Origin of the sequence: Robertmurraya mangrovi (assembly GCF_034427655.1) — a bacterium.
GTDB lineage: Bacteria > Bacillota > Bacilli > Bacillales > Cytobacillaceae > Robertmurraya_A > Robertmurraya_A mangrovi.
This window is the reverse complement of record NZ_JAXOFX010000028.1, coordinates 16,738-36,086: the sequence shown is the minus strand read 5'-3', so window position 1 is coordinate 36,086 and position 19,349 is coordinate 16,738. Positions and strand designations below refer to the sequence as shown.

The 19,349-nt window shown below is 35.9% G+C and carries 23 protein-coding genes; 12 read left to right on the top strand and 11 right to left on the bottom strand.

All coding sequences use genetic code 11. The features are described from left to right. Window positions 1-347: 347 nt before the first annotated feature. A complete protein-coding gene (locus tag SM124_RS23055; RefSeq protein WP_322448851.1) occupies window positions 348-560 on the top strand; it encodes a hypothetical protein in 213 nt (70 codons plus the stop codon). 360 nt (window positions 561-920) lie between these two features. Here SM124_RS23055 and SM124_RS23050 read toward each other — a convergent pair whose 3' ends face one another. The 3 genes from SM124_RS23050 to SM124_RS23040 all read right to left on the bottom strand — a co-directional run bounded on the left by SM124_RS23050 (window position 921) and on the right by SM124_RS23040 (window position 2,306). After that, window positions 921-1,103 carry a YfhD family protein gene (locus SM124_RS23050; RefSeq protein WP_322448850.1) on the bottom strand — a complete coding sequence of 61 codons (183 nt, stop codon included), beginning with the start codon at window positions 1,101-1,103 and terminating at the stop codon, window positions 921-923. A 95-nt stretch (window positions 1,104-1,198) separates the two neighbouring features. Then, a complete protein-coding gene (locus SM124_RS23045) occupies window positions 1,199-1,327 on the bottom strand; it encodes a YfhE family protein (RefSeq protein ID WP_322448849.1) in 129 nt (42 codons plus the stop codon). A gap of 73 nt (window positions 1,328-1,400) precedes the next feature. After that, entirely contained in the window at window positions 1,401-2,306 is a 906-nt protein-coding gene (locus tag SM124_RS23040; RefSeq protein WP_322448848.1) for a TIGR01777 family oxidoreductase, read from the bottom strand. 303 nt (window positions 2,307-2,609) lie between these two features. On the opposite strand from SM124_RS23040, the gene recX reads away from it, so the two are divergent. Next, window positions 2,610-3,419, top strand: coding sequence for a recombination regulator RecX (gene recX / locus SM124_RS23035; protein ID WP_322448847.1), 810 nt, complete (start codon window positions 2,610-2,612; stop codon window positions 3,417-3,419). A gap of 36 nt (window positions 3,420-3,455) precedes the next feature. Here the strand turns inward: recX and SM124_RS23030 are convergent, their stop codons facing one another. Further along, on the bottom strand, window positions 3,456-4,124 hold the full coding sequence (locus SM124_RS23030; RefSeq protein ID WP_322448846.1) for an SDR family NAD(P)-dependent oxidoreductase: 669 nt from the start codon (window positions 4,122-4,124) through the stop codon (window positions 3,456-3,458). Window positions 4,125-4,442: 318 nt separating this feature from the next. Here SM124_RS23030 and SM124_RS23025 point away from each other — a divergent pair, with 318 nt between their 5' ends. Next, window positions 4,443-4,757, top strand: a complete 315-nt coding sequence (locus SM124_RS23025) for a YfhH family protein (protein ID WP_322448845.1) — start codon at window positions 4,443-4,445, stop codon at window positions 4,755-4,757. Between the two features lie 81 nt (window positions 4,758-4,838). On the opposite strand, the gene SM124_RS23020 is transcribed toward SM124_RS23025, so the two are convergent. Further along, complete coding sequence (locus SM124_RS23020; RefSeq protein WP_322448844.1) at window positions 4,839-5,006, bottom strand: small, acid-soluble spore protein K; 168 nt, start codon at window positions 5,004-5,006, stop codon at window positions 4,839-4,841. A 118-nt stretch (window positions 5,007-5,124) separates the two neighbouring features. On the opposite strand from SM124_RS23020, the gene SM124_RS23015 reads away from it, so the two are divergent. Beyond that, window positions 5,125-5,394 (top strand): YfhJ family protein, encoded by a 270-nt coding sequence (locus tag SM124_RS23015; RefSeq protein ID WP_322448843.1) that lies wholly within the window; start codon window positions 5,125-5,127, stop codon window positions 5,392-5,394. A 22-nt stretch (window positions 5,395-5,416) separates the two neighbouring features. On the opposite strand, the gene SM124_RS23010 is transcribed toward SM124_RS23015, so the two are convergent. Next, complete coding sequence (locus SM124_RS23010) at window positions 5,417-6,397, bottom strand: metal-dependent hydrolase (RefSeq protein ID WP_322448842.1); 981 nt, start codon at window positions 6,395-6,397, stop codon at window positions 5,417-5,419. Window positions 6,398-6,511: 114 nt separating this feature from the next. Between SM124_RS23010 and SM124_RS23005 the strand changes: the two genes are divergently transcribed. Further along, window positions 6,512-6,820, top strand: coding sequence for a hypothetical protein (locus SM124_RS23005; protein WP_322448841.1), 309 nt, complete (start codon window positions 6,512-6,514; stop codon window positions 6,818-6,820). Between the two features lie 73 nt (window positions 6,821-6,893). Beyond that, window positions 6,894-7,991, top strand: coding sequence for an A/G-specific adenine glycosylase (gene mutY, locus SM124_RS23000; protein WP_322448840.1), 1,098 nt, complete (start codon window positions 6,894-6,896; stop codon window positions 7,989-7,991). A gap of 51 nt (window positions 7,992-8,042) precedes the next feature. On the opposite strand, the gene yfhS is transcribed toward mutY, so the two are convergent. After that, window positions 8,043-8,267 (bottom strand): mother cell protein YfhS, encoded by a 225-nt coding sequence (gene yfhS / locus SM124_RS22995; RefSeq protein WP_322448839.1) that lies wholly within the window; start codon window positions 8,265-8,267, stop codon window positions 8,043-8,045. Window positions 8,268-8,435: 168 nt separating this feature from the next. Here yfhS and fabL point away from each other — a divergent pair, with 168 nt between their 5' ends. The 5 genes from fabL (at window position 8,436) to SM124_RS22970 (ending at window position 13,089) form a co-directional block, all read left to right on the top strand. Then, the gene (gene fabL, locus SM124_RS22990; protein WP_322448838.1) at window positions 8,436-9,185 is read left to right on the top strand and encodes an enoyl-[acyl-carrier-protein] reductase FabL; all 750 of its coding nucleotides are present in this window, start codon (window positions 8,436-8,438) and stop codon (window positions 9,183-9,185) included. A 122-nt stretch (window positions 9,186-9,307) separates the two neighbouring features. Next, window positions 9,308-9,508 (top strand): gamma-type small acid-soluble spore protein, encoded by a 201-nt coding sequence (locus tag SM124_RS22985; protein WP_322448837.1) that lies wholly within the window; start codon window positions 9,308-9,310, stop codon window positions 9,506-9,508. Between the two features lie 260 nt (window positions 9,509-9,768). Further along, complete coding sequence (locus SM124_RS22980) at window positions 9,769-10,020, top strand: YgaB family protein (protein WP_322448836.1); 252 nt, start codon at window positions 9,769-9,771, stop codon at window positions 10,018-10,020. Window positions 10,021-10,285: 265 nt separating this feature from the next. After that, the gene (gene ntdP / locus SM124_RS22975) at window positions 10,286-10,816 is read left to right on the top strand and encodes a nucleoside tri-diphosphate phosphatase (RefSeq protein ID WP_322448835.1); all 531 of its coding nucleotides are present in this window, start codon (window positions 10,286-10,288) and stop codon (window positions 10,814-10,816) included. A gap of 524 nt (window positions 10,817-11,340) precedes the next feature. Continuing rightward, window positions 11,341-13,089 carry an ABC transporter ATP-binding protein gene (locus tag SM124_RS22970; RefSeq protein ID WP_322448834.1) on the top strand — a complete coding sequence of 583 codons (1,749 nt, stop codon included), beginning with the start codon at window positions 11,341-11,343 and terminating at the stop codon, window positions 13,087-13,089. A 43-nt stretch (window positions 13,090-13,132) separates the two neighbouring features. Here the strand turns inward: SM124_RS22970 and SM124_RS22965 are convergent, their stop codons facing one another. Genes SM124_RS22965 through nikC form a run of 4 tightly spaced genes read right to left on the bottom strand, consistent with a single transcriptional unit; the run spans window position 13,133 to window position 17,028 of the window. Continuing rightward, window positions 13,133-14,146, bottom strand: coding sequence for an ABC transporter ATP-binding protein (locus SM124_RS22965; RefSeq protein ID WP_322448833.1), 1,014 nt, complete (start codon window positions 14,144-14,146; stop codon window positions 13,133-13,135). After that, window positions 14,139-15,164, bottom strand: coding sequence for an ABC transporter ATP-binding protein (locus tag SM124_RS22960; RefSeq protein ID WP_322448832.1), 1,026 nt, complete (start codon window positions 15,162-15,164; stop codon window positions 14,139-14,141). The genes SM124_RS22965 and SM124_RS22960 overlap by 8 nt, the downstream gene beginning before the upstream one ends. A gap of 15 nt (window positions 15,165-15,179) precedes the next feature. After that, entirely contained in the window at window positions 15,180-16,103 is a 924-nt protein-coding gene (locus tag SM124_RS22955) for an ABC transporter permease (RefSeq protein ID WP_322448831.1), read from the bottom strand. Between the two features lie 19 nt (window positions 16,104-16,122). Beyond that, the gene (gene nikC / locus SM124_RS22950) at window positions 16,123-17,028 is read right to left on the bottom strand and encodes a nickel transporter permease (protein ID WP_322448830.1); all 906 of its coding nucleotides are present in this window, start codon (window positions 17,026-17,028) and stop codon (window positions 16,123-16,125) included. A 469-nt stretch (window positions 17,029-17,497) separates the two neighbouring features. On the opposite strand from nikC, the gene SM124_RS22945 reads away from it, so the two are divergent. Then, window positions 17,498-19,084, top strand: coding sequence for a glutathione ABC transporter substrate-binding protein (locus SM124_RS22945; RefSeq protein ID WP_322448829.1), 1,587 nt, complete (start codon window positions 17,498-17,500; stop codon window positions 19,082-19,084). Window positions 19,085-19,349: the final 265 nt, after the last annotated feature.

Below are 19,349 nucleotides of genomic sequence, written 5' to 3'. Positions count from 1 at the left end.
ATAGCTTAACTTAGTAAAGAAGCCGAATATAGCTTCTCTTATTAAAGATGCCTAAAAACAACCTATATACCAATGTTGAGTGGGGGCCTTGACAGTTTCGTTCATATCAGGAGGCTCGACTTCCTCCTCGCGGAAAGCAAGTGCCTGGACCGGAAATCAACGGACAATGAGTATGCAGCCAAATAATTTTCAGAACAAACTTTTACTTGTGGATAATTTAAAAATTCACATTATTCTAATTTGTGGATAAATTTTAGAAAAAATTGATTTTATAGATTTATAAAGTAGGAAAAAAAGAGTATGATAGAGTTAATAGACAACTAGGAAATTGGTCGCGAGGTGTTGAAATGAAAACCTATAGAATAGCTTGGTTTGCGTTGGTTGAAGATGATTCCGTTCTTGAGGGAAGAAGTCTTATTAATGCTAAGAATCAGGAGAAAGCTTTACAAGATTTTTATGGACAGAAAACGAGTGAGTATCGCTTAAAACCACATATGATTACCGTTCAATCCATCACGGAATTACAGCTAGTTGCGGCTAGTGAAGAGAGCAGTTCTTAAACAGAGCTGCTTTTTATTTTTACTCATAATCAGAGAGATAGTTGAAACAAGATTCAAACAACAGACTTGTGCACATACTTATCCACATGAATGTGGATAATGTGGATAAAGAGTAAGTGAGGTTGTTATGTATGTCATTTAGCCTACTTATGGTTGTGAATAAAAATTAAGGGTTTTTCGCCTTAAAAATGTGGATAGTGTTAATAAGTCTGTGTATATGTATGTGAAATAGGGTTTTTATATGTGGATAAGTTTGTAGATAACTTTTTTAACTTCTGGGTAGCAATCGAACATTAGCAATATTGATTACTGATTATGATGATAAGAAGAGACTCCCTCTAGAAAGAGGGAGTAAGTCACTTACTTACGATTTTTTGCACGCTCATCAGCGGCTTTTGAACGTGCCATTGCTTCTAAATCCTCGTGGTCAGCAAGATCTCTATCAAATTCAACATCAATACCATCCGATTTCATATTTTTAGGAACTTGAGGAAGTGATGCTTTGTTACGATCTCTAGTTTTATGTCCATGTGCGCGTCCCATAGTAAATTCCCCTTTCAAAAGAAAAAGTACGGAAAACAAAAGTGTTTCCGTACTTATCTTTTACTTCATGAAACGGTGTTATGAATGGTAAAGTTTTAATGTCTAGAATTTTTCGGTACAAATCCACCAGCACGATCTGCCATCTTAAATTCACGAGAATAAGTTACTTCTTGCATACTTGATAAAGTACTTTTAGACTTATCTTTTTTCTTCTTATCACTCATTTTAAAACATCCTTTCATAAAGAGATTCAGTTCATATTCTCTATATTTACCTTTTAAGAAAGGATGCATACTTCTATTTTCCATAAATATTGCTTAATGCTGTCTCTAGTTCGGGGAATTGAAAGTGATATCCTGCTTCTAACAGTTTATTCGGAAGAACTTTTTGACCTTCTAATACTAATGTACTCATTTCACCTAGAAGTAATTTTAGGGCGAAACTTGGAGCAGGAATCCAATGAGGGCGATTTAACACCGTCCCTAATGTCTTGCCAAACTCTTTCATTGTGAGTGGTTTAGGAGCAGTAAAGTTTACAGGGCCTATCAAATTTTCGTTTTCTAGTGCAAAGAGGATTCCTTGAATGACATCCTTTAAATGAATCCAGGATACCCATTGTTCACCCGAACCAACAGTACCACCGGCAAATAATTGATAAGGGAGAGCGATTCTTGGCAAGGCGCCTTCATTCTTATCCAAAATAATCCCAAAACGACAGAAAACCGTTCGAACATTGTGCTGTGCTGCTTCTGCTGCCTTTTGTTCCCATGCTTTTACAGTAGTTGCAAGAAAGTCATTTCCTTGTGAAGGCGATGTCTCAGTAAACGTATTGTTTAAAGATGTTCCGTAGTATCCAACAGCACTAGCATTGATAAGTACCTTTGGTGTTATAGCTAAGTTTTTAATGATTTTAAGTATTTCTTCCGTCGCTCGGATACGACTGTTCAGAATCCTATTCTTTCTCTCCTCGGTCCAACGTCCACTATTGATGGATTCTCCAGCCAGGTTAATAATAGCGTCGATTTCTCTTAAGTCTTTTGCTGGGTGATCTCCATCATTTAGCCACTTAATATAGGATACGTTTTTACTGTTACTTTCCTTCTTTTTCCGAGTCAAAATGAAAACCTCATGACCTTGTTTAACTAACTCTCCTGTTAAGGATTCTCCAACAAAACCTGTACCACCAGCTATAGCTACCCTCATTTTTATCCCTCCTACATGTAGACTCTCTTACCTATATTTTACGCGTTAATGACTAAAAAACCTTATTTAAATAGGCTCTTTTCTAAAACTTTGTTGCTTCTCACATATATAAATTTACCTATAAAGTATACATGATATATTGGGCCAAAAAGGATATCAGTTTTAGAAAAAGCCTTACCATCTAAATTTGTAGCACTCTTTAACTATAAAGGGTAAAAATCGGCTTTTGGATTTTTACAAATAACAACAATCATTAAGAAAACAGCCTTTAAATGTGTTACAGTAAGAATAGGGGTGAGAAAGATGGCTATTATAACGAAAATCACCGTTCAAAAGCTAAAAAAGGATCGTTACAACATTTTCTTAGATTACGGTAAAGGTGAGGAATATGCTTTTAGCGTGGATGAAGATGTATTAATAAAAAATAATCTTAAAAAGGGCTTAGAACTAGACGAGCTTTTTTTATCAGAAATAACTTACCAGGATGATATTAGAAAGGCTTATAATCAGTCCATTCAGTATTTATCTCGCATGATGCGTACGGAGAAAGAGATTCGAACATTTCTAAGAGGAAAAGAGCTACCTGAACCAGTTATTCAAGAGGTTATTCATAAATTGTACGAATATAAGTTTCTAAATGATGAGGACTATGCTTATTCTTATGTTAGAACACAGATGAATACATCAGATAAAGGGATAGATTTAATCAAAAGAGAGCTCAGGGAAAAAGGTGTACAAGACCAGCTGATTGAAAAAGCAATAGGAGAGTACCCTGTCGAAGCTCAAATTGAAACAGCTAAAAAGCTTTGTGAGAAATATGTTCAAAAGTATAATCGTGATTCGGATAGGGTTATTAAGCAGAAGTTAGAGCAAATGCTACTTCGAAAGGGCTATCATTCACATATTATTAATATAGCAATGGAAGAAGTAGAAATTGAAAAAGAACAAGATGAAGAAATGGCGGCATTGATTTACCAAGGTGAAAAGCTTCAGAGAAAATATAGTAAGTTCACAGGATATGAATACGAGCAGAAAATGAAGCAAGCACTCTACCGGAAAGGCTTTTCAATTGATTTAATTGAAAGATTTTTAAGGGACCAAGAAGACATATAGAATTAGATGTTGGCTCTAATTCTATATGTATGAACATTAGCTCTCAATAATAATGGTATCTTCATCTCTTCTAGTAAAAATCTGTTCTGCCACATGTTTAGCAGATTTTAAACGAGACTTATCTTTAATATGTTCCGAATCATCCCAAAAAGGTGTATCCATCCCACCCATGTAAACGGCCTGTATCCGAATATTTGTATCAGCAAATTCTTTTTGGAGACTTTCACTAAATCCTCGAACAGCAAATTTACTCGCCACATAAACGGATTCATTTACCTTACCTTTTAAACCTGCAGTCGATATGATATTCATGACAAAACCATCATTTTGATTTCTTAGAGTCTTAATCACTGCTTGAGTCATAAATATGGTTCCTAAAACGTTTGTCCGAAGCATTTCTTCAATTTCTTTTGGAGGTAACTCCTCAAAAGCACCAAAATAACCCACACCAGCATTATTAATGATTCCATACAAATGGTTTGAAGTGAATAAACTGCTCAACTTCTCATTTATATCATTTAAATCAGTAATATCTAACGAGAGAGTGACAGCTTGACCATTAACTGCTTCAATCTCTCTTTTAACTAAGTCAAGCTTCTCCTGAGTTCGCCCAACAAGGATAATCTGAAAACCCTTCTGTCCATAAAGCAATGCAAGTTCCCTACCTAACCCAGAACCGGCACCAGTTATGATAATTGATTTCATCGTGGTTATCCTTTCTTTATTTCTAAGTTTTAATTTTATATAATGAATAAATAAAAAAGTAAAGGCTCTTTTTCTAAGTATTGTTGCTTTTGACCAAGTTTAAATCACTGAGTGGATTGTAGCGGAAGGCACTTGACTCCTACGGGAAATAGAGGAAAGGTCGAGACCCCACAGACGGCACGTCGAGGAGGCTCGACTTCCTCCCCGTGGAAAGCTAGTGCCTGGAGCGGAAAGGAACGGGCGAACTTACAAAAACAACACTTTTTTAGAAAAGCCAACCTTAGTACAATATTGAAGTAAATCTTATGAGGTGGAATTATGCAAGAAAAAAGATATAGTGATATGTCTGCATATGAGCTACAGCAGGAAATATCGCAATTAAATGAAAAAGCAAGAAAAGCTGAACAAATGGGAATGGTAAATGAGTACGCTGTACTAGAAAGAAAAGCAATAATGGCAAAAGCTTACTTACTCAATCCACAAGACTTTAAACCTGGCGAGATCTATGAAATAGAAGGGGACCCAGGATCCTATTTCAAAATAGATTATTTAAATGGCGTCTTCGCTTGGGGATTTAGATTAAGCGGTAAACAACAAGAAGAAGCTTTACCCATTTCTATGTTAAAAAAGTAATATGTAAAATATCATCATTCCAGTGAACCTAAAGCAAAAATGCCCTAGGCCACTGGTTGGTGCTAATTTAAGTAAGAAACTTTACACAGAGTCGTTTTCACGTTCATTTGAGGCTCTCATGCGTTCCTGTGGTTGAGTATTGATTGTCCCGTCTGCTCTTCTAGAAGCATACTCAGACTTTGCTCGGGGTTCACCTTCTAATCTATTCTCACCTGGTAATGGGAAACCATGTGCTTTGTTACGGACCATCAGTGAAAACCTCCTTAAATATAGATGAGAAAAAACGTGATCCAATCACGTAATAATATTATTTGCTCCTTTGTTCCATTTAATAATAAAATTAATAATTGGTAATGAGGTGAACAGTATGAATGAATACCAAAAGAATCTAATTGAACTTCTCCTAGAAAAAAATAGATTCTTATCCTTTAGTCAAGCCCAAACTTGGGTAGAACTTTTATGGGATGATTTTGAAACAACCTATGCAAAAGCAGGTCGACAATATAGAGGTAGTGAAATGACCGAAAAGATCGTCCGACAATGGGTGGAACATTACGGAGATAAGCTTCACGAGTTTGTTACGAATAACCCGAAATATAAGCATTTATTAGAGCAAGATCCCAATAAATTAAACTAGGGGGCATATGGTTGCCCCCTAGTTAACTTGGTAAAATATCTAATTTTTTTCTCAGTTTTTCCTCACTAAAAATCCACCCAGTATACGAGGACAGAATATTAAGGTCACGGTCTAACTGAACAACAGCCACAAAAGGATAATGACCGTTACTTCTGTATCTTAAATCAATAAATCGTACTTCATAAAAATCCTCATAATCATCAATCTCCCAGCGATAAACCGGTGAAAAGGATAAAAAGGCCGATAAGTTTTTGTCTTTTTTTGCTGCCTTTAAAACAGGAGTTTCTGGGACCGGAACCCTTTTGAATTGATCTAGAATCCTTACTTTATTATTATTAGCTCTTCCCACAAAGAATTGATTAGGATTCATAACAGCTATTCTCCATTGATGAAACTTCATGGTTGGAGCAATGATGATTTCAGTAGCATCGGGAATTAATTTCTTTACAGCTCTTAAGACTGCTTTTTGTGTGAGATATCGGTAAATGTAATATCCAATTAAGATAATATAAATGGCTAAGAAGGTATAACCTGGGTGTCCTCCAAAAGCCCAAATGACAATTCCAACAACATGAATCCCGAAAATATATGGATCAAATGTGTTAATTATACCTAATGCGACCCATTTCGACGAAAAAGGTCGGAGTGCTTGTGTACCGTAAGCATTGAATATGTCGACAAAAACATGAAGGAAAACAGCAACAAATGTCCAAATCCATAGATGGAGTAAATTTGCGTCAGGAAAGAAAGGATAGATAACCGCAACTATACCTAGCGGCCAAAGCAAAACAGCAGGAATCGAATGAGTAATACCGCGGTGATTTCTAATATAAACGGCATTATTTCGTAATTTTAAAACCGTATCAATATCAGGGGCTTGAGAACCAACAAGAGTTGCAATCATTACACTAGTTACTGTAGCTGGGCTACTAGCCACAACTGGATCAAGTGTAGCCAATCCTCCGAGCGCTAACCCCATAACTACGTGAGTACCTGTATCCAAAAGGAAAGTACCTCCTTTGTAGGTAAAAATTAATTCTCTTTCTATATTAATTTTAACAACAAAATACTTGTAAAAGTAGGCTTAAATGTATATTTTTAAGGAGTTGTATTACAAATGAAACAAAATGTTCAAATGATTTTAAGATATGAAATAAAAACACCCTTTTTAGAACAATACCAAGAAGTAATGAAAGAGATTACAAAGATGCTACCTACATTTGAAGCAAATGGCTTTCAATTGAATCAATCGAACCATAACCCTAATCAAGTAATTGAAAAGATTAATTTGCCTACTGTAGCCCATTATTATGCCCTAAAGAAACTCCGTAAATCAAACAAACACAATGTCTTCGGAATTTTAGATCAAATGATTTCCGGCGGACTCAGTGAAATGGAGTGCTGGGCTTTAAAGACCAAAATGTAAGATCCTGAGCTTTAAAGAAGTTCTTTTATTATATTCCCTAATAAGCATATGTTTAACACCTTGGAGGAACAAAATGACTCAAGCATTAAAAAATCTACCTCAAATAAATAAAGAAAATTTTCAAAAGGATTTAATTGGTTGGTTTGAAGTAGAACAAAGAATTTTACCTTGGAGGCAAGACCAGGACCCTTATAAAGTTTGGGTTTCAGAAATCATGCTTCAACAAACGAGGGTAGATACAGTAATCCCATATTTTAATCGTTTTGTTGAGGAATTTCCAACCATTGAGGCTCTTTCTGAAGCGGATGAAGATAAAGTTTTGAAGGCTTGGGAAGGTTTAGGATACTACTCCCGTGTTCGAAATCTTCAAGCAGCGGTAAGAGAAGTCCACGAGAAATATGAAGGTAAAGTACCGGACAATCTTAAAGAAATATCAGCCTTAAAAGGGGTTGGGCCATATACGGCAGGAGCTGTTCTTTCTATAGCTTATGGTGTGCCTGAACCAGCAGTTGATGGAAACGTTATGAGAGTTTTCTCCCGTATCTTGTCCATTTGGGAGGATATTGCGAAAGTGTCTACGAGGAAAATCTTTGAAGAGGCAGTAAGAGAATTAATTTCTCATGAAAATCCTTCTTATTTCAACCAAGCGTTAATGGAATTAGGTGCTTTAATTTGTACACCAACCTCACCATCTTGTTTACTATGTCCCGTTAGAGAGCATTGTCATGCCTTTCATGAAGGGACACAGCATGAATTGCCTATAAAAACAAAGAACAAAAAACAGAAAGCTGTACAGCTAGCAGCAGTAGTGATTAAAGATGAAAAAGGTCGAACGGTTATTCACAAAAGACCTGAAAGTGGACTACTAGCTAATATGTGGGAGTTTCCAAACATGGAAATTAATCTCCCGTTTATAGATGAAAGAGAACAACTGAAAAGTTTCTTAAGTGAAACGTATGATTTAGAAGTGGAAACAGGGGATATGGTTGGAAAAATAGAGCATGTTTTCTCACACCTAATCTGGAACATTAATGTATATGAAGCGAAGTTAAAAAGAGTGCCTCAAGAAATGAATGAAATAAGAATAGTAACTAAAGGGGAAATAGCTGAGTATGCTTTTCCAGTCTCCCATCAAAAGATGTTAAAACAGTTTGTATTTAGCGAAGAATGAAAAACTAGTCGCACTTATTTATAGGTGCGACTTAAATATTTTTCCTGAAAATCAGTCATAGCTGACCCTTGTCCCATGAGTCCAATCAGCTTCTTGTCTTTTTAATCCGCCACGACTTTCAATTTCCTCAATAATTTCACGATGAATCGTCTGACCTTCAACATTTAAATAAGGTACCATCTGTTGAAGGGTATGATGGAAAAAGGCAAGTTCGCTTTTCTTCCATTCGGTTTTTGGAATCATGGATAATTCTGTCATATCTCTACCTACATACATAATCATTCTTCCTTTCAAGAAAGTTTAAAATCAAAGTACAATAGGGTTCTAATAAAGCTAGTGTTCATATCTCCGTTGCTTTATATTCATGAAAAAAGCTAAAATGAATATAGATGTCTTTTTTTAACTATACATAACAGGAATAAATTAGAGATAGGGGTAAAGTACATGTCACAAAAAGTAGCACTAGTAACAGGAAGTAGTCGGGGAATTGGACGAGCTACTGCTCTTCGTTTGGCAGAGCAAGGATATGATATCGTTATTAATTATGCTAGAAGTAAGAAAGCAGCACTAGATACAGCTGCTGAAATAGAAGCTTTAGGTAGGAAGGCTCTTGTTGTAAAGGCGAATGTTGGAGATGTAGAAAAAATAAAAATCATGTTTGAAGAGATAAACGAACATTTTGGAAGATTAGATATATTTGTAAGTAATGCTGCTTCTGGTGTATTAAGACCAATCATGGAACTGGAAGAATCGCATTGGGATTGGACAATGAACATTAACAGCAAAGCATTATTATTTTGTGCCCAAGAAGCTGCAAAGCTAATGGAGAAAAATGGTGGAGGAAAAATCGTAAGTATCAGTTCTCTAGGTGCCATCCGATATTTAGAAAATTACACAACAGTTGGAGTATCTAAAGCTGCCATTGAAGCTTTAACTCGATACTTAGCGGTTGAGCTAGCTCCTAAAAATATTGTTGTTAATGCAGTATCCGGTGGAGCAGTTGATACAGAAGCACTAAAACATTTTCCAAACCGAGAAGAACTATTAGCGGAGGCAAGAACTAAAACGCCTGCTGGGAAAATGGTTGAAATTGAAGATATGGTGAATACCGTTATGTTTTTACTAAGTGAGGATGCTAGTATGATTAGGGGGCAGACCATTATTGTTGATGGTGGGATTTCTCTTTTAGTCTAAAGAAGTCTTGTGGGAAGTACCCTCTTTGAAATCCAAACTGATTTTGGTTGTTTTTTCCATAAAAAATATGGATAGTCCCTCTCATGCTTGGTTAAATTAATGAGCGTGGAGGTGATTACACAATGGCAAACAGACAAGGTCAAACTCAATCTGGTACTAACATCCAAGAGGTTAGACAACAAAACGCTCAATCTGCTGGTGGACAAGGTCAGCAAGGTCAATTCGGTACAGAATTTGCTAGCGAGACTAACGCTCAAGAGGTTAGACAACAAAACCAACAAGCTGAAGCTCGTAAAGGGCAAAACTCTAGCCGTCAATTCTAATTAGAATTTTATTTAGAAGACACTCTTACAATCGAAAGAGTGTCTTCTTTCTGTGTGCGACTCTATACATAAACTTGAAGAATTTATTTAATTAGCTCTCTTATTCGACAAAAGTTCCTTAGAACCTACAGAAGTAGTCAAAGGGAAGTCCGGCGTTTCAGGAGAATTATATATGTAGAGAAAGGCTTTTTTCTGTTTAAATTACCTTTTATGAATGGCTGAAAAGGGCCTATACAAAAAATCAGTAGGACGGTGACCTGATGGAGAATTTTAACCGTTTAGTTAGTAGTCAATTAGAAACAATGGATAAATTACTATATTTACAGGCTGAGCTTGAGCGTTGTCAAGAAATTGAAAGAGAATTAAAACGCCTACAAAAGGAAACCAATCTCGATAGTATACAAAAAGAAATTGCAAGCATGAAGCAGCAACTTCAAGAAATTCACCGTATTTTTGAACTGCAAACAGAGGAAGTGATCAGGTCCTATCAAGAAGTAGGGGTTACTTGCTAAAAGGTATCATTAAAAGTAGAAGATTGACCAATTATATACAAGTTTTATAAAATATCTACCGAGTCATTGAGAAAATCAATGGCTCTTTGTTTTAAATTCTTTGTATAAACGTTATAATAGTATAAAATAGGAAAAGTTCTTAATTTGTACTAGTAAAATTTGTATGGACAAGCATCTACGTGAATAATGAATGTTATGTAGCCTATGGGGAGAAGACTAGTAGAAATTATATAGTTCGGAAAAATTGAAAGTAGGGAGAATAACAATGGGCGTACCCATGGAAGGTGAACAAATACAAATACATAGTTATAAACACAATGGGCACATCCATCGCGTCTGGGACGAAACGACTGTACTAAAAGGGACGCAAAGTCTAGTAATTGGTGGAAACGATCGAACGATAGTAACGGAATCAGATGGGAGAACCTGGATAACAAGGGAGCCCGCTATCTGCTATTTTCATTCTCAATATTGGTTTAATATCATTGGCATGATTCGAGAAGATGGTGTTTATTACTACTGTAATATCAGCTCTCCGTTTATTTTTGATGGAGAAGCTTTAAAGTACATAGATTATGACTTAGATATTAAAGTATTTCCAGATATGACCTTCAATCTTTTAGATGAAGATGAGTATGAACGACACAGTAAAGAGATGGGCTACCCTGTCGTAATCGATCAAATATTAAAATCAAATGTTGAAAAATTAATTCGATGGATACGCCAAAGAAAAGGCCCTTTTGCACCTGATTTTATTGATATATGGTACGAACGTTACCTAACCTACAGACGCTAAGAATGGACAAGATGCCTGAAAGAAACGCCTGTTGACATTGTCTCAACAGGTTTTTATCTGTTTAATTTGGGAATTTTAAATGGGGAATAGAAAACCGAATAATCGAAAGTTTTAGCTTTCGCGGATAAAAGAAAATAAACGCGGATATATCAGGATTCCGCGGATAAAAGAAAATAAACGCGGATATATCAGGATTATCGCGGATAAAAGGAAATAAACGCGGATATATCAGGATTCCGCGGATAAAAGCAAATAAACGCGGATATATCTGATTATCGCGGATAAAAGGAAATAAACGCGGATATATCAGGATTATCGCGGATAAAAGGAAATAAACGCGGATATATCAAGATTATCGCGGATAAAAGAAAATAAGCGCGGATATATCATCATTATCGCGGATAAAAGAAAATAAGCGCGGATAAATCAAATCTATCGCGGATATTCGCAAATTTAATGGACTCATCTAGATAAAAATAGTAGGATAACCTATTAAATAGACGGGAAATAAAGGAGGGAGAAGCTTGGATAGTATACGTAGGTATTTTGAGTTTGTAAAACCATATAAATTTCAAATTATAGGGACTATTTTTATTGGTATTATAAAATTTGTTATTCCTTTATTAATTCCATTGTTAATAAAATATATATTAGACGATATTGTCGGTAACACTGCTTTATCGGTTGACGAAAAAACAGAACAGCTGTTTTTTATAATGCTCATTATGGTTGTTGTGTTTATCATTGCGCGTCCGCCTATTGAGTATTATAGGCAGTACTTTGCTCAATGGACAGCTAGTAAAATTTTATACGATATTCGAGACCGATTATATACCCATATCCAAAAGCTGAGCTTTAAGTATTACTCGAACACTAAAACGGGTGAAGTGATTTCAAGGGTCATTAATGATGTAGAGCAAACGAAGACCTTTGTTATTACAGGTTTAATGAATCTTTGGCTTGATATAGCTACTATTATAATCGCTGTTTTAATTATGATGACGATGGATGTAACATTAACCATTGTGTCACTTGTGCTATTTCCGTTCTACGCTTTTTCAGTTAAGTACTTTTTTGGAAACTTAAGGACCTTAACAAGAGTCCGTTCTCAAGCATTAGCAGAGGTTCAAAGTTTCCTACATGAGCGGGTTCAAGGGATGCCAGTAGTTAAAAGCTTTGCAATAGAAGATTATGAACAAGAAAGATTCGATAAACAAAACAAGAACTTTTTAATAAAAGCCTTAGATCATACTAAATGGAACGCAAAAGCATTTGCGGTTGTAAATACGATAACCGATATTGCTCCATTATTAGTAATTGGTTATTCAGGATACCAAGTAATACAAGAGAATTTATCAATCGGGGAAATGGCTGCTTTCATCGCCTATATCGACCGACTTTATAATCCGTTAAGACGTTTGGTTAACTCTTCAACCACACTTACTCAATCCATTGCTTCGATGGACCGGGTATTTGAATTAATTGATGAAAAATACGATATAGACGACCAACCTAATGCGATTGAGTGTAAAAATGTAAAAGGGCATATAGAATTTAAGGATGTCAGTTTCTCTTATAATCAAGATGAAGAATTAGTCTTAAAACATGTGTCTCTCGATGTAAAAGCGGGAGAGACCATTGCTCTAGTGGGAATGAGTGGGGGAGGGAAATCCTCTCTAGTAAGTTTGATTCCTAGATTTTATGACGTTACACAAGGACAAATTTTATTAGACAATCAAGATATTCGTACTTTTAAAGTCCGTTCATTACGAGACAAGATAGGGATGGTTTTACAAGACAATATTCTTTTTAGTGAGTCTGTGAAAGCCAATATCTTACTAGGAAAACCGGAAGCTTCAGATGAAGAAGTGTTTGAAGCAGCAAAAGCAGCAAATGCTCATGAATTCATTATGAATCTACCTGATGGCTATGATACAAAGGTAGGGGAAAGAGGAGTCAAACTTTCTGGTGGACAGAAACAAAGGGTTGCTATTGCAAGGGTATTTATTAAAAATCCTCCAATATTAGTACTCGATGAAGCTACTTCTGCACTAGATCTAGAAAGTGAACACTTAATTCAAGAAGCATTAGAAAAGCTAGCAAAGGAACGTACAACCTTTATAGTAGCTCACCGATTATCCACCATTACACATGCCGACCGTATTGTTCTAATTGAAAATGGGGAAATCGTTGAAATAGGGTCACATGAGGACTTAATGAGTAAACAAGGTAATTACTACAAACTTTTTCAAATTCAACAATTGGAGCATTAAAACAAAGAAAGGAGCTTTCACTGAGAAAGCTCCTTTTCTGCGTCTAATAATTTGAAGTTAATGTTGCGTAATCAACAGCACCATTTTCTAGTAAGTGGCAAGCTGCTGAGTGCTCTTTACCAGGTAATGTGTGTAATTTAGGCTCCTCGCTTGAGCAACGCTCCATTGCGAATGGACAACGTGTATGGAAGCGACAACCTTTAGGTGGATCGATTGGTGAAGGAACGTCACCTTTTAAGATAATGCGTTCTTTCTTTTCCTCAATATTTGTACTTGGTATAGCTGATAGCAGAGCTCTAGTGTATGGATGTTGTGGATTTTCAAACAATGATTGCTTGTCTCCAATTTCAACTATTTTCCCTAGGTACATAACAATAATTCGGTCAGAGATATGTCTTACTACTCCAAGGTCATGCGAGATAAATAAATAAGTTAACTGGAACTTACGTTGAAGATCCTTTAACAAATTTAATACCTGTGCTTGAATTGAAACGTCCAGTGCAGAAACAGCTTCATCACAAATAACAAGCTTTGGATTTACTGATAGTGCACGAGCAATACCAACACGTTGACGTTGCCCACCACTAAATTCATGAGGGTGACGGTCAATTTGATGCGCACCAATTCCTACTGTTTCAAGTAGTTCAACAATCTTTTTACGTCTATCTCTAGCTGGAACGACTTTTTGAATTTCAAGTGCTTCTTCTAAAATCTGACTAACCGTTTGACGTGGATTTAATGAAGCATATGGATCTTGGAAAATAATTTGTAAATCTTTACGTTTCTTACGCATTTTTGATTTATTTAAGGCTAATAAGTTTTCACCATCAAAATTAATTTCACCAGAAGTAGGCTCATCAAGACGCAAGATAGCTCTACCTGTAGTGGATTTACCACAACCAGATTCTCCTACGATACTTACTGTTTCACCTTCGTAAACGTTAAAACTAACATCATCAACGGCTTTAACGTGATTAACTGTACGACCTAGTAGACCACCTTTGATGGGGAAGTATTGCTTAAGGTTCTTAACTTCTAATAATGTTTTTTTACTCATTGCCTACCGCAACCTCCTCTTGTTTATCCCATTTATCTGTGTGAATCCAGCAACGAACTTGATCGCCATCTTCAGCAGTTTCGAGTGTAGGTAATTCTTCATGACAGATTGCTCTTGCATGTGGACAGCGTGGAGCAAATCTACAACCTTTAGGTAAGTTAAATGGACTTGGGACAGAACCTTTAATTACCGATAAATCACCTTCATAATCTTGATCATGTCTAGGAACAGAGTTTAATAGACCAATAGTATAAGGATGTTTAGGATTGGTAAAAATAGTTTTAACATCTGCATATTCTACTACTTTACCACAATACATAACCGCTACTTTATCACACATCTCAGCAACAACACCAAGGTCATGGGTAATCATCATTAATGAAGTACCTAGTTCTTCTTGTAGCTTTTTAATTAACTCTAAAATTTGAGCCTGAATCGTAACGTCTAGAGCTGTTGTTGGCTCATCCGCGATCAATAGTTCAGGATTACATGCTAATGCAATGGCAATCATTACACGCTGACGCATACCACCTGATAACTCAAACGGATATTGCTTTGCGCGTTTTTCAGGAGAAGGGATACCAACTAGTTTTAACATTTCTACAGCTTTAACCCATGCATCTCTTTTATTTAACTTTTGGTGAATGCGAACGGACTCAGCAATTTGCTCACCACAAGTAAGTGTAGGATTCAGGGAAGTCATTGGTTCTTGGAAAATCATTGAAATGTTATTTCCGCGAATGTTCATCATTTCTTTTTTGCTTTTATTTAACAGGTTTTCACCTTTGAAAATGATTTCTCCACCAACTACTTTACCAACAGGCTCTTGTAAAAGACGAAGGATTGAAAGGGATGTAATACTTTTTCCAGAACCAGATTCACCTACAATCCCGATTGTTTTTCCTTTTTCAATGGAAAAATCAACACCATCAACTGCTTTTACTTCACCTTCATCAGTAAAGAAAGAAGTACGTAGGTTTTTAACTTCAAGTATATTCTCAGTTTTAGTTAAACTCATTTTTTTTCACCGTCCTTAGTTCAAGTCAATACGTTTATTAATTAAACGGTACGTAATATCTACAAGGAAGTTTACTAGTACGAATAGTACCGCACACACTAGAATCGTTCCTTGTACCATAGGGAAGTCATGAGATTTAATAGAGTCAATAATTAAACGGCCTAAACCATTAATAGCGAAAACAGTTTCAGTAACGATTGCTCCACCTAATAAACCACCAAACTGTAAACCAACAACGGTAACAACAGGAATTAAAGCATTACGTAAAGCATGTTTATAGATTACTAATTTATCGCTTACACCTTTTGCGTAAGCTGTACGAATATAGTCTTGGTTAATAACTTCAAGCATACTTGAACGAGTCATACGTGCAATGATAGCAGCTCCACCTGTTCCTAAAGTAACTACAGGTAGGATCACGTGCTGCCATGTACCCCAACCAGCAACTGGTACCCATCCTAAATTTACAGAGAAGAAGTAAATTAACATGATCCCAAGCCAGAAGTTTGGCATAGATAGACCAAATAGAGCCACAATCATGATCGATACATCAGCGAAAGTATATTTTCTTGTAGCTGAGATAATTCCAGCAATTAGACCAATTAGTACAGATAAGGCTGTACCTAATGTAGCTAACTGAACAGTAATCCAGAAACGATCAGTAAAGATTTCGGTAGCAACATCACGTTTTGTTCTAATGGAAGTACCTAAATCACCTTGGACAGCGTTTACAACGTAACGAATATATTGTTCATGTAAAGGATCATTTAATCCTAGGTTTTCACGCATTTGTTGTACTTGAGCTTCATCTGCATTTTCACCAGCCATAATCTGTGCAGGATCACCTGGAATCAAATGCATCATTAAAAATACCGCTAGTGTAACTCCTAGCATTACGGGAATCGTTTGAAATAATCTACGCAATATATATAGAAACATTTAGTTCACCATCCTTATATTATTTTTTTGCTTTAGGATCAAGTGCATCACGTAATCCATCACCGAATAAGTTGAATCCAATAACGACAATTAAAATGACAAATCCAGGGAATAGTGTAAGATGAGGTGCTTGTGATACGTAAGAGCGACCTTGAGCTAACATAGTTCCCCATTCAGGAGTAGGTGGTTGAGTACCCATTCCTAAGAATGATAGTGCTGCAGCAGTAATAATGGCTGAAGCAATATATAATGTTGCTTGGACAATAATAGGTGACACGATATTAGGGAGAATATGTTTAAAGATTATTCTCATGTCACTAGATCCCATAGCGCGAATGGCATCAATATATTCTAATTTTTTAACACTAAGAGTGGATCCACGTACAATACGTGCAAATGTCGGAATAGCAAAGAATGCAACGGCAAAAATTACATTGATTGTACTAGCTCCAAGAATACTAACGATTGCTAGAGCTAATAAAATTCCTGGGAATGCTAGTAATACATCACATATTCTCATAATTAACGTATCAATCCATCTACCATAATAACCAGAAACAATCCCCATAATGATACCAACGAATGCCCCGAGGACTGTAGACAGAATACCAACTGTTAGAGAGATTCTAGCACCGTAAAGAAGTCTGCTTAACATATCTCTACCTTTATCATCTGTTCCTAGCCAGTGTTCAGCGGAAGGTGTTTGTAGCTTTTTTGTAATTTCCATATGTGTAGGATCATGTGGTGCAATAACTGGAGCAAGTATTGCTAAGACAACAAAGATTAATACAATGATTGCCCCTGCAATAGCAGCTTTATTTTTTGCAAGTTTTTTATAAAAATTTAACCAACGAGCTGCTCTTGTGCTTCTCTCCTTAGCAGGAACAACTAGAGTGTCTTGCTGCTGTAGTTGTGGTTGTGACATATTTTTCATCCTTTCTAATTCTGTAATAATTTTAATAATTGTAACAATTTTTACACAGTTAGTTTCTATAATAGCTATTAAATAGAATTATTACAATAGTTTCAATAGTTATACTTTTATAGATTTACTCTGGAATTATATTAATATAGTAGAAAAATGGAGTCGGATTGAGAAAAAATGCAGTTATTCAAATAAAAATGGAGTTATATGTTATTTTATAATATTAAAATATTTTAGGTTTTTTTTGTCGATTTAAGTAAATGAAGCTTAGTATCTTCTACTAATATGTATTGGCAAATCATGGTTGGATTACTAATGTAACAATAATATTACTGAAAAATTACAAAGTTAACAAAAATAACACTTTTTTTAAAAAAGACACTTGTAAGTTTCTAATTTTTCGACTATTATAAAAATTGCATGGTACATACACATGTAAAAACTACCAAATAAAAGGGGGAAAATACAAATGAAAGCAAGAAAGAATATTTTTCTAATGCTTGTACTTTCGATTGTTCTTGCATTAGCTGCTTGTAGCGGTCAAAGTAGTGCTCCTAAGAACGAAGATAAGCCTTCAGATTCTGGAGAGTCTAAAGAAGAAGGTAAAAAAGGTGGACATCTTGTATTTGTAACTGGTGCAGATGCTCCTACACTTGATCCACACGGAACAAATGACACAGCAACTACAAATGCTACGTCACAAATTTTTGAAAGATTATTAGAATTCGATAAAGATGGAAAACCTGCTCCTGCACTTGCAAGTGAATTTACTCAAGTAGACGAACTTACTTGGACTTTCAAATTACGTGAAGGTGTAAAATTCCATGACGGAACTGATTTCAACGCTGAAGCTGTTAAAATCAACTTTGAGCGTGTGTTAGATCCTGAATTCGCATCTCCACGTGCATTCGTACTAAACATGATTGAGTCAATTACAGTGGATAGCGAATTTGCTTTAACGATTAAAACTAAATTCCCATTTGCTCCACTACCAAACCATTTATCACATAATGCTGGTTCTATTATTTCACCTGCTGCTATTCAAGCAGAAAAAGATGGCGGTAAAAAAGTTTCTGAAAACCCAATTGGTACTGGTCCATTCAAGTTAGACACTTGGAACACTGGTGCTGAAATCAAATTTGCTAAAAACGAAGAGTATTGGGGAGAGAAAGCTTCTGTTGATACTATGAGCTTTGTTGTAGTACCAGAGCAAGCTACTCGTGTTGCTATGATTGAAACTGGTGAAGCTCACGCTATGCTATTAGGACCTTCTGACGTTACTCGTGTAGAAGCTATGGCTGGTGTAACGCTTGACCGTGTTAAATCAACTCGTATGGACTATTTAGGTTTCAACTTAAAGAAAAAGCCATTTGACAACGTAAAAGTTCGTCAAGCTATCTCAATGGCTGTTAATAAAGATGATGTTGTAAACGGTGTATTAGATGGTCAAGGTATTATTGCTAAAGGGCCTCTTGCTCCAACTGTAAATGGTTATAGTGAAGATTTAACTCCACTTCCTTATGATGTTGAAGCAGCTAAGAAATTATTAGCTGAAGCTGGTTATGCTGATGGATTCAAAACAACGATCTGGGCTAACGAAGGAAGTAAAGAACGTGCTGATATCGCTGAATTAATTCAAGCTCAATTAGCTCCACTTGGAATTGATGTTTCTATCGAAATCATTGAGTGGGGTGCATTCTTAGAAAAATCTGCTGCTGGTGAGCATGAGATGCTAGTATTAGGTTGGACTACTGTAACTGGTGATGCTGACTATGGTTTATACGCTCCATACCACTCTTCAGCACATGGTTCAGCTGGTAACCGTTCATTCTACACTAACGCTAAAGTAGATGAGTTATTAGACAAAGCTCGTCAATCAACTGACCAAAACGAGCGTTTAGGAATGTACAAAGAAATTTCTCAAATCCTTATCGACGAAGCTCCACAAGTGTTCTTACAACACCAAGACTTCGTTCATGCAACAAATGGAATTGCTTCTGGATTCTTCGCTGACTTCAGTGGTACTCCATACTTTAAAAATGTAATGCTTAAGTAATTTTTACAATAAAAATACCCCTTTGGTAGTTGATCTACTGAAGGGGTATTTTTTGTTTATGGGGTAAGGATTTGTCGAAAAAACGATATCTGCTTAAATTCGATGATATGTTATGCGAAAACGATGATATATGAAAAAATTCGATGATATATTATGCGAAATCGATGATATCTGTATAAATTCAATGATAGATCATACAAAATCAATTGATAGATCATACAAAATCGATGATTTATGAATCCAAACGAGGATAACACTAATCTAT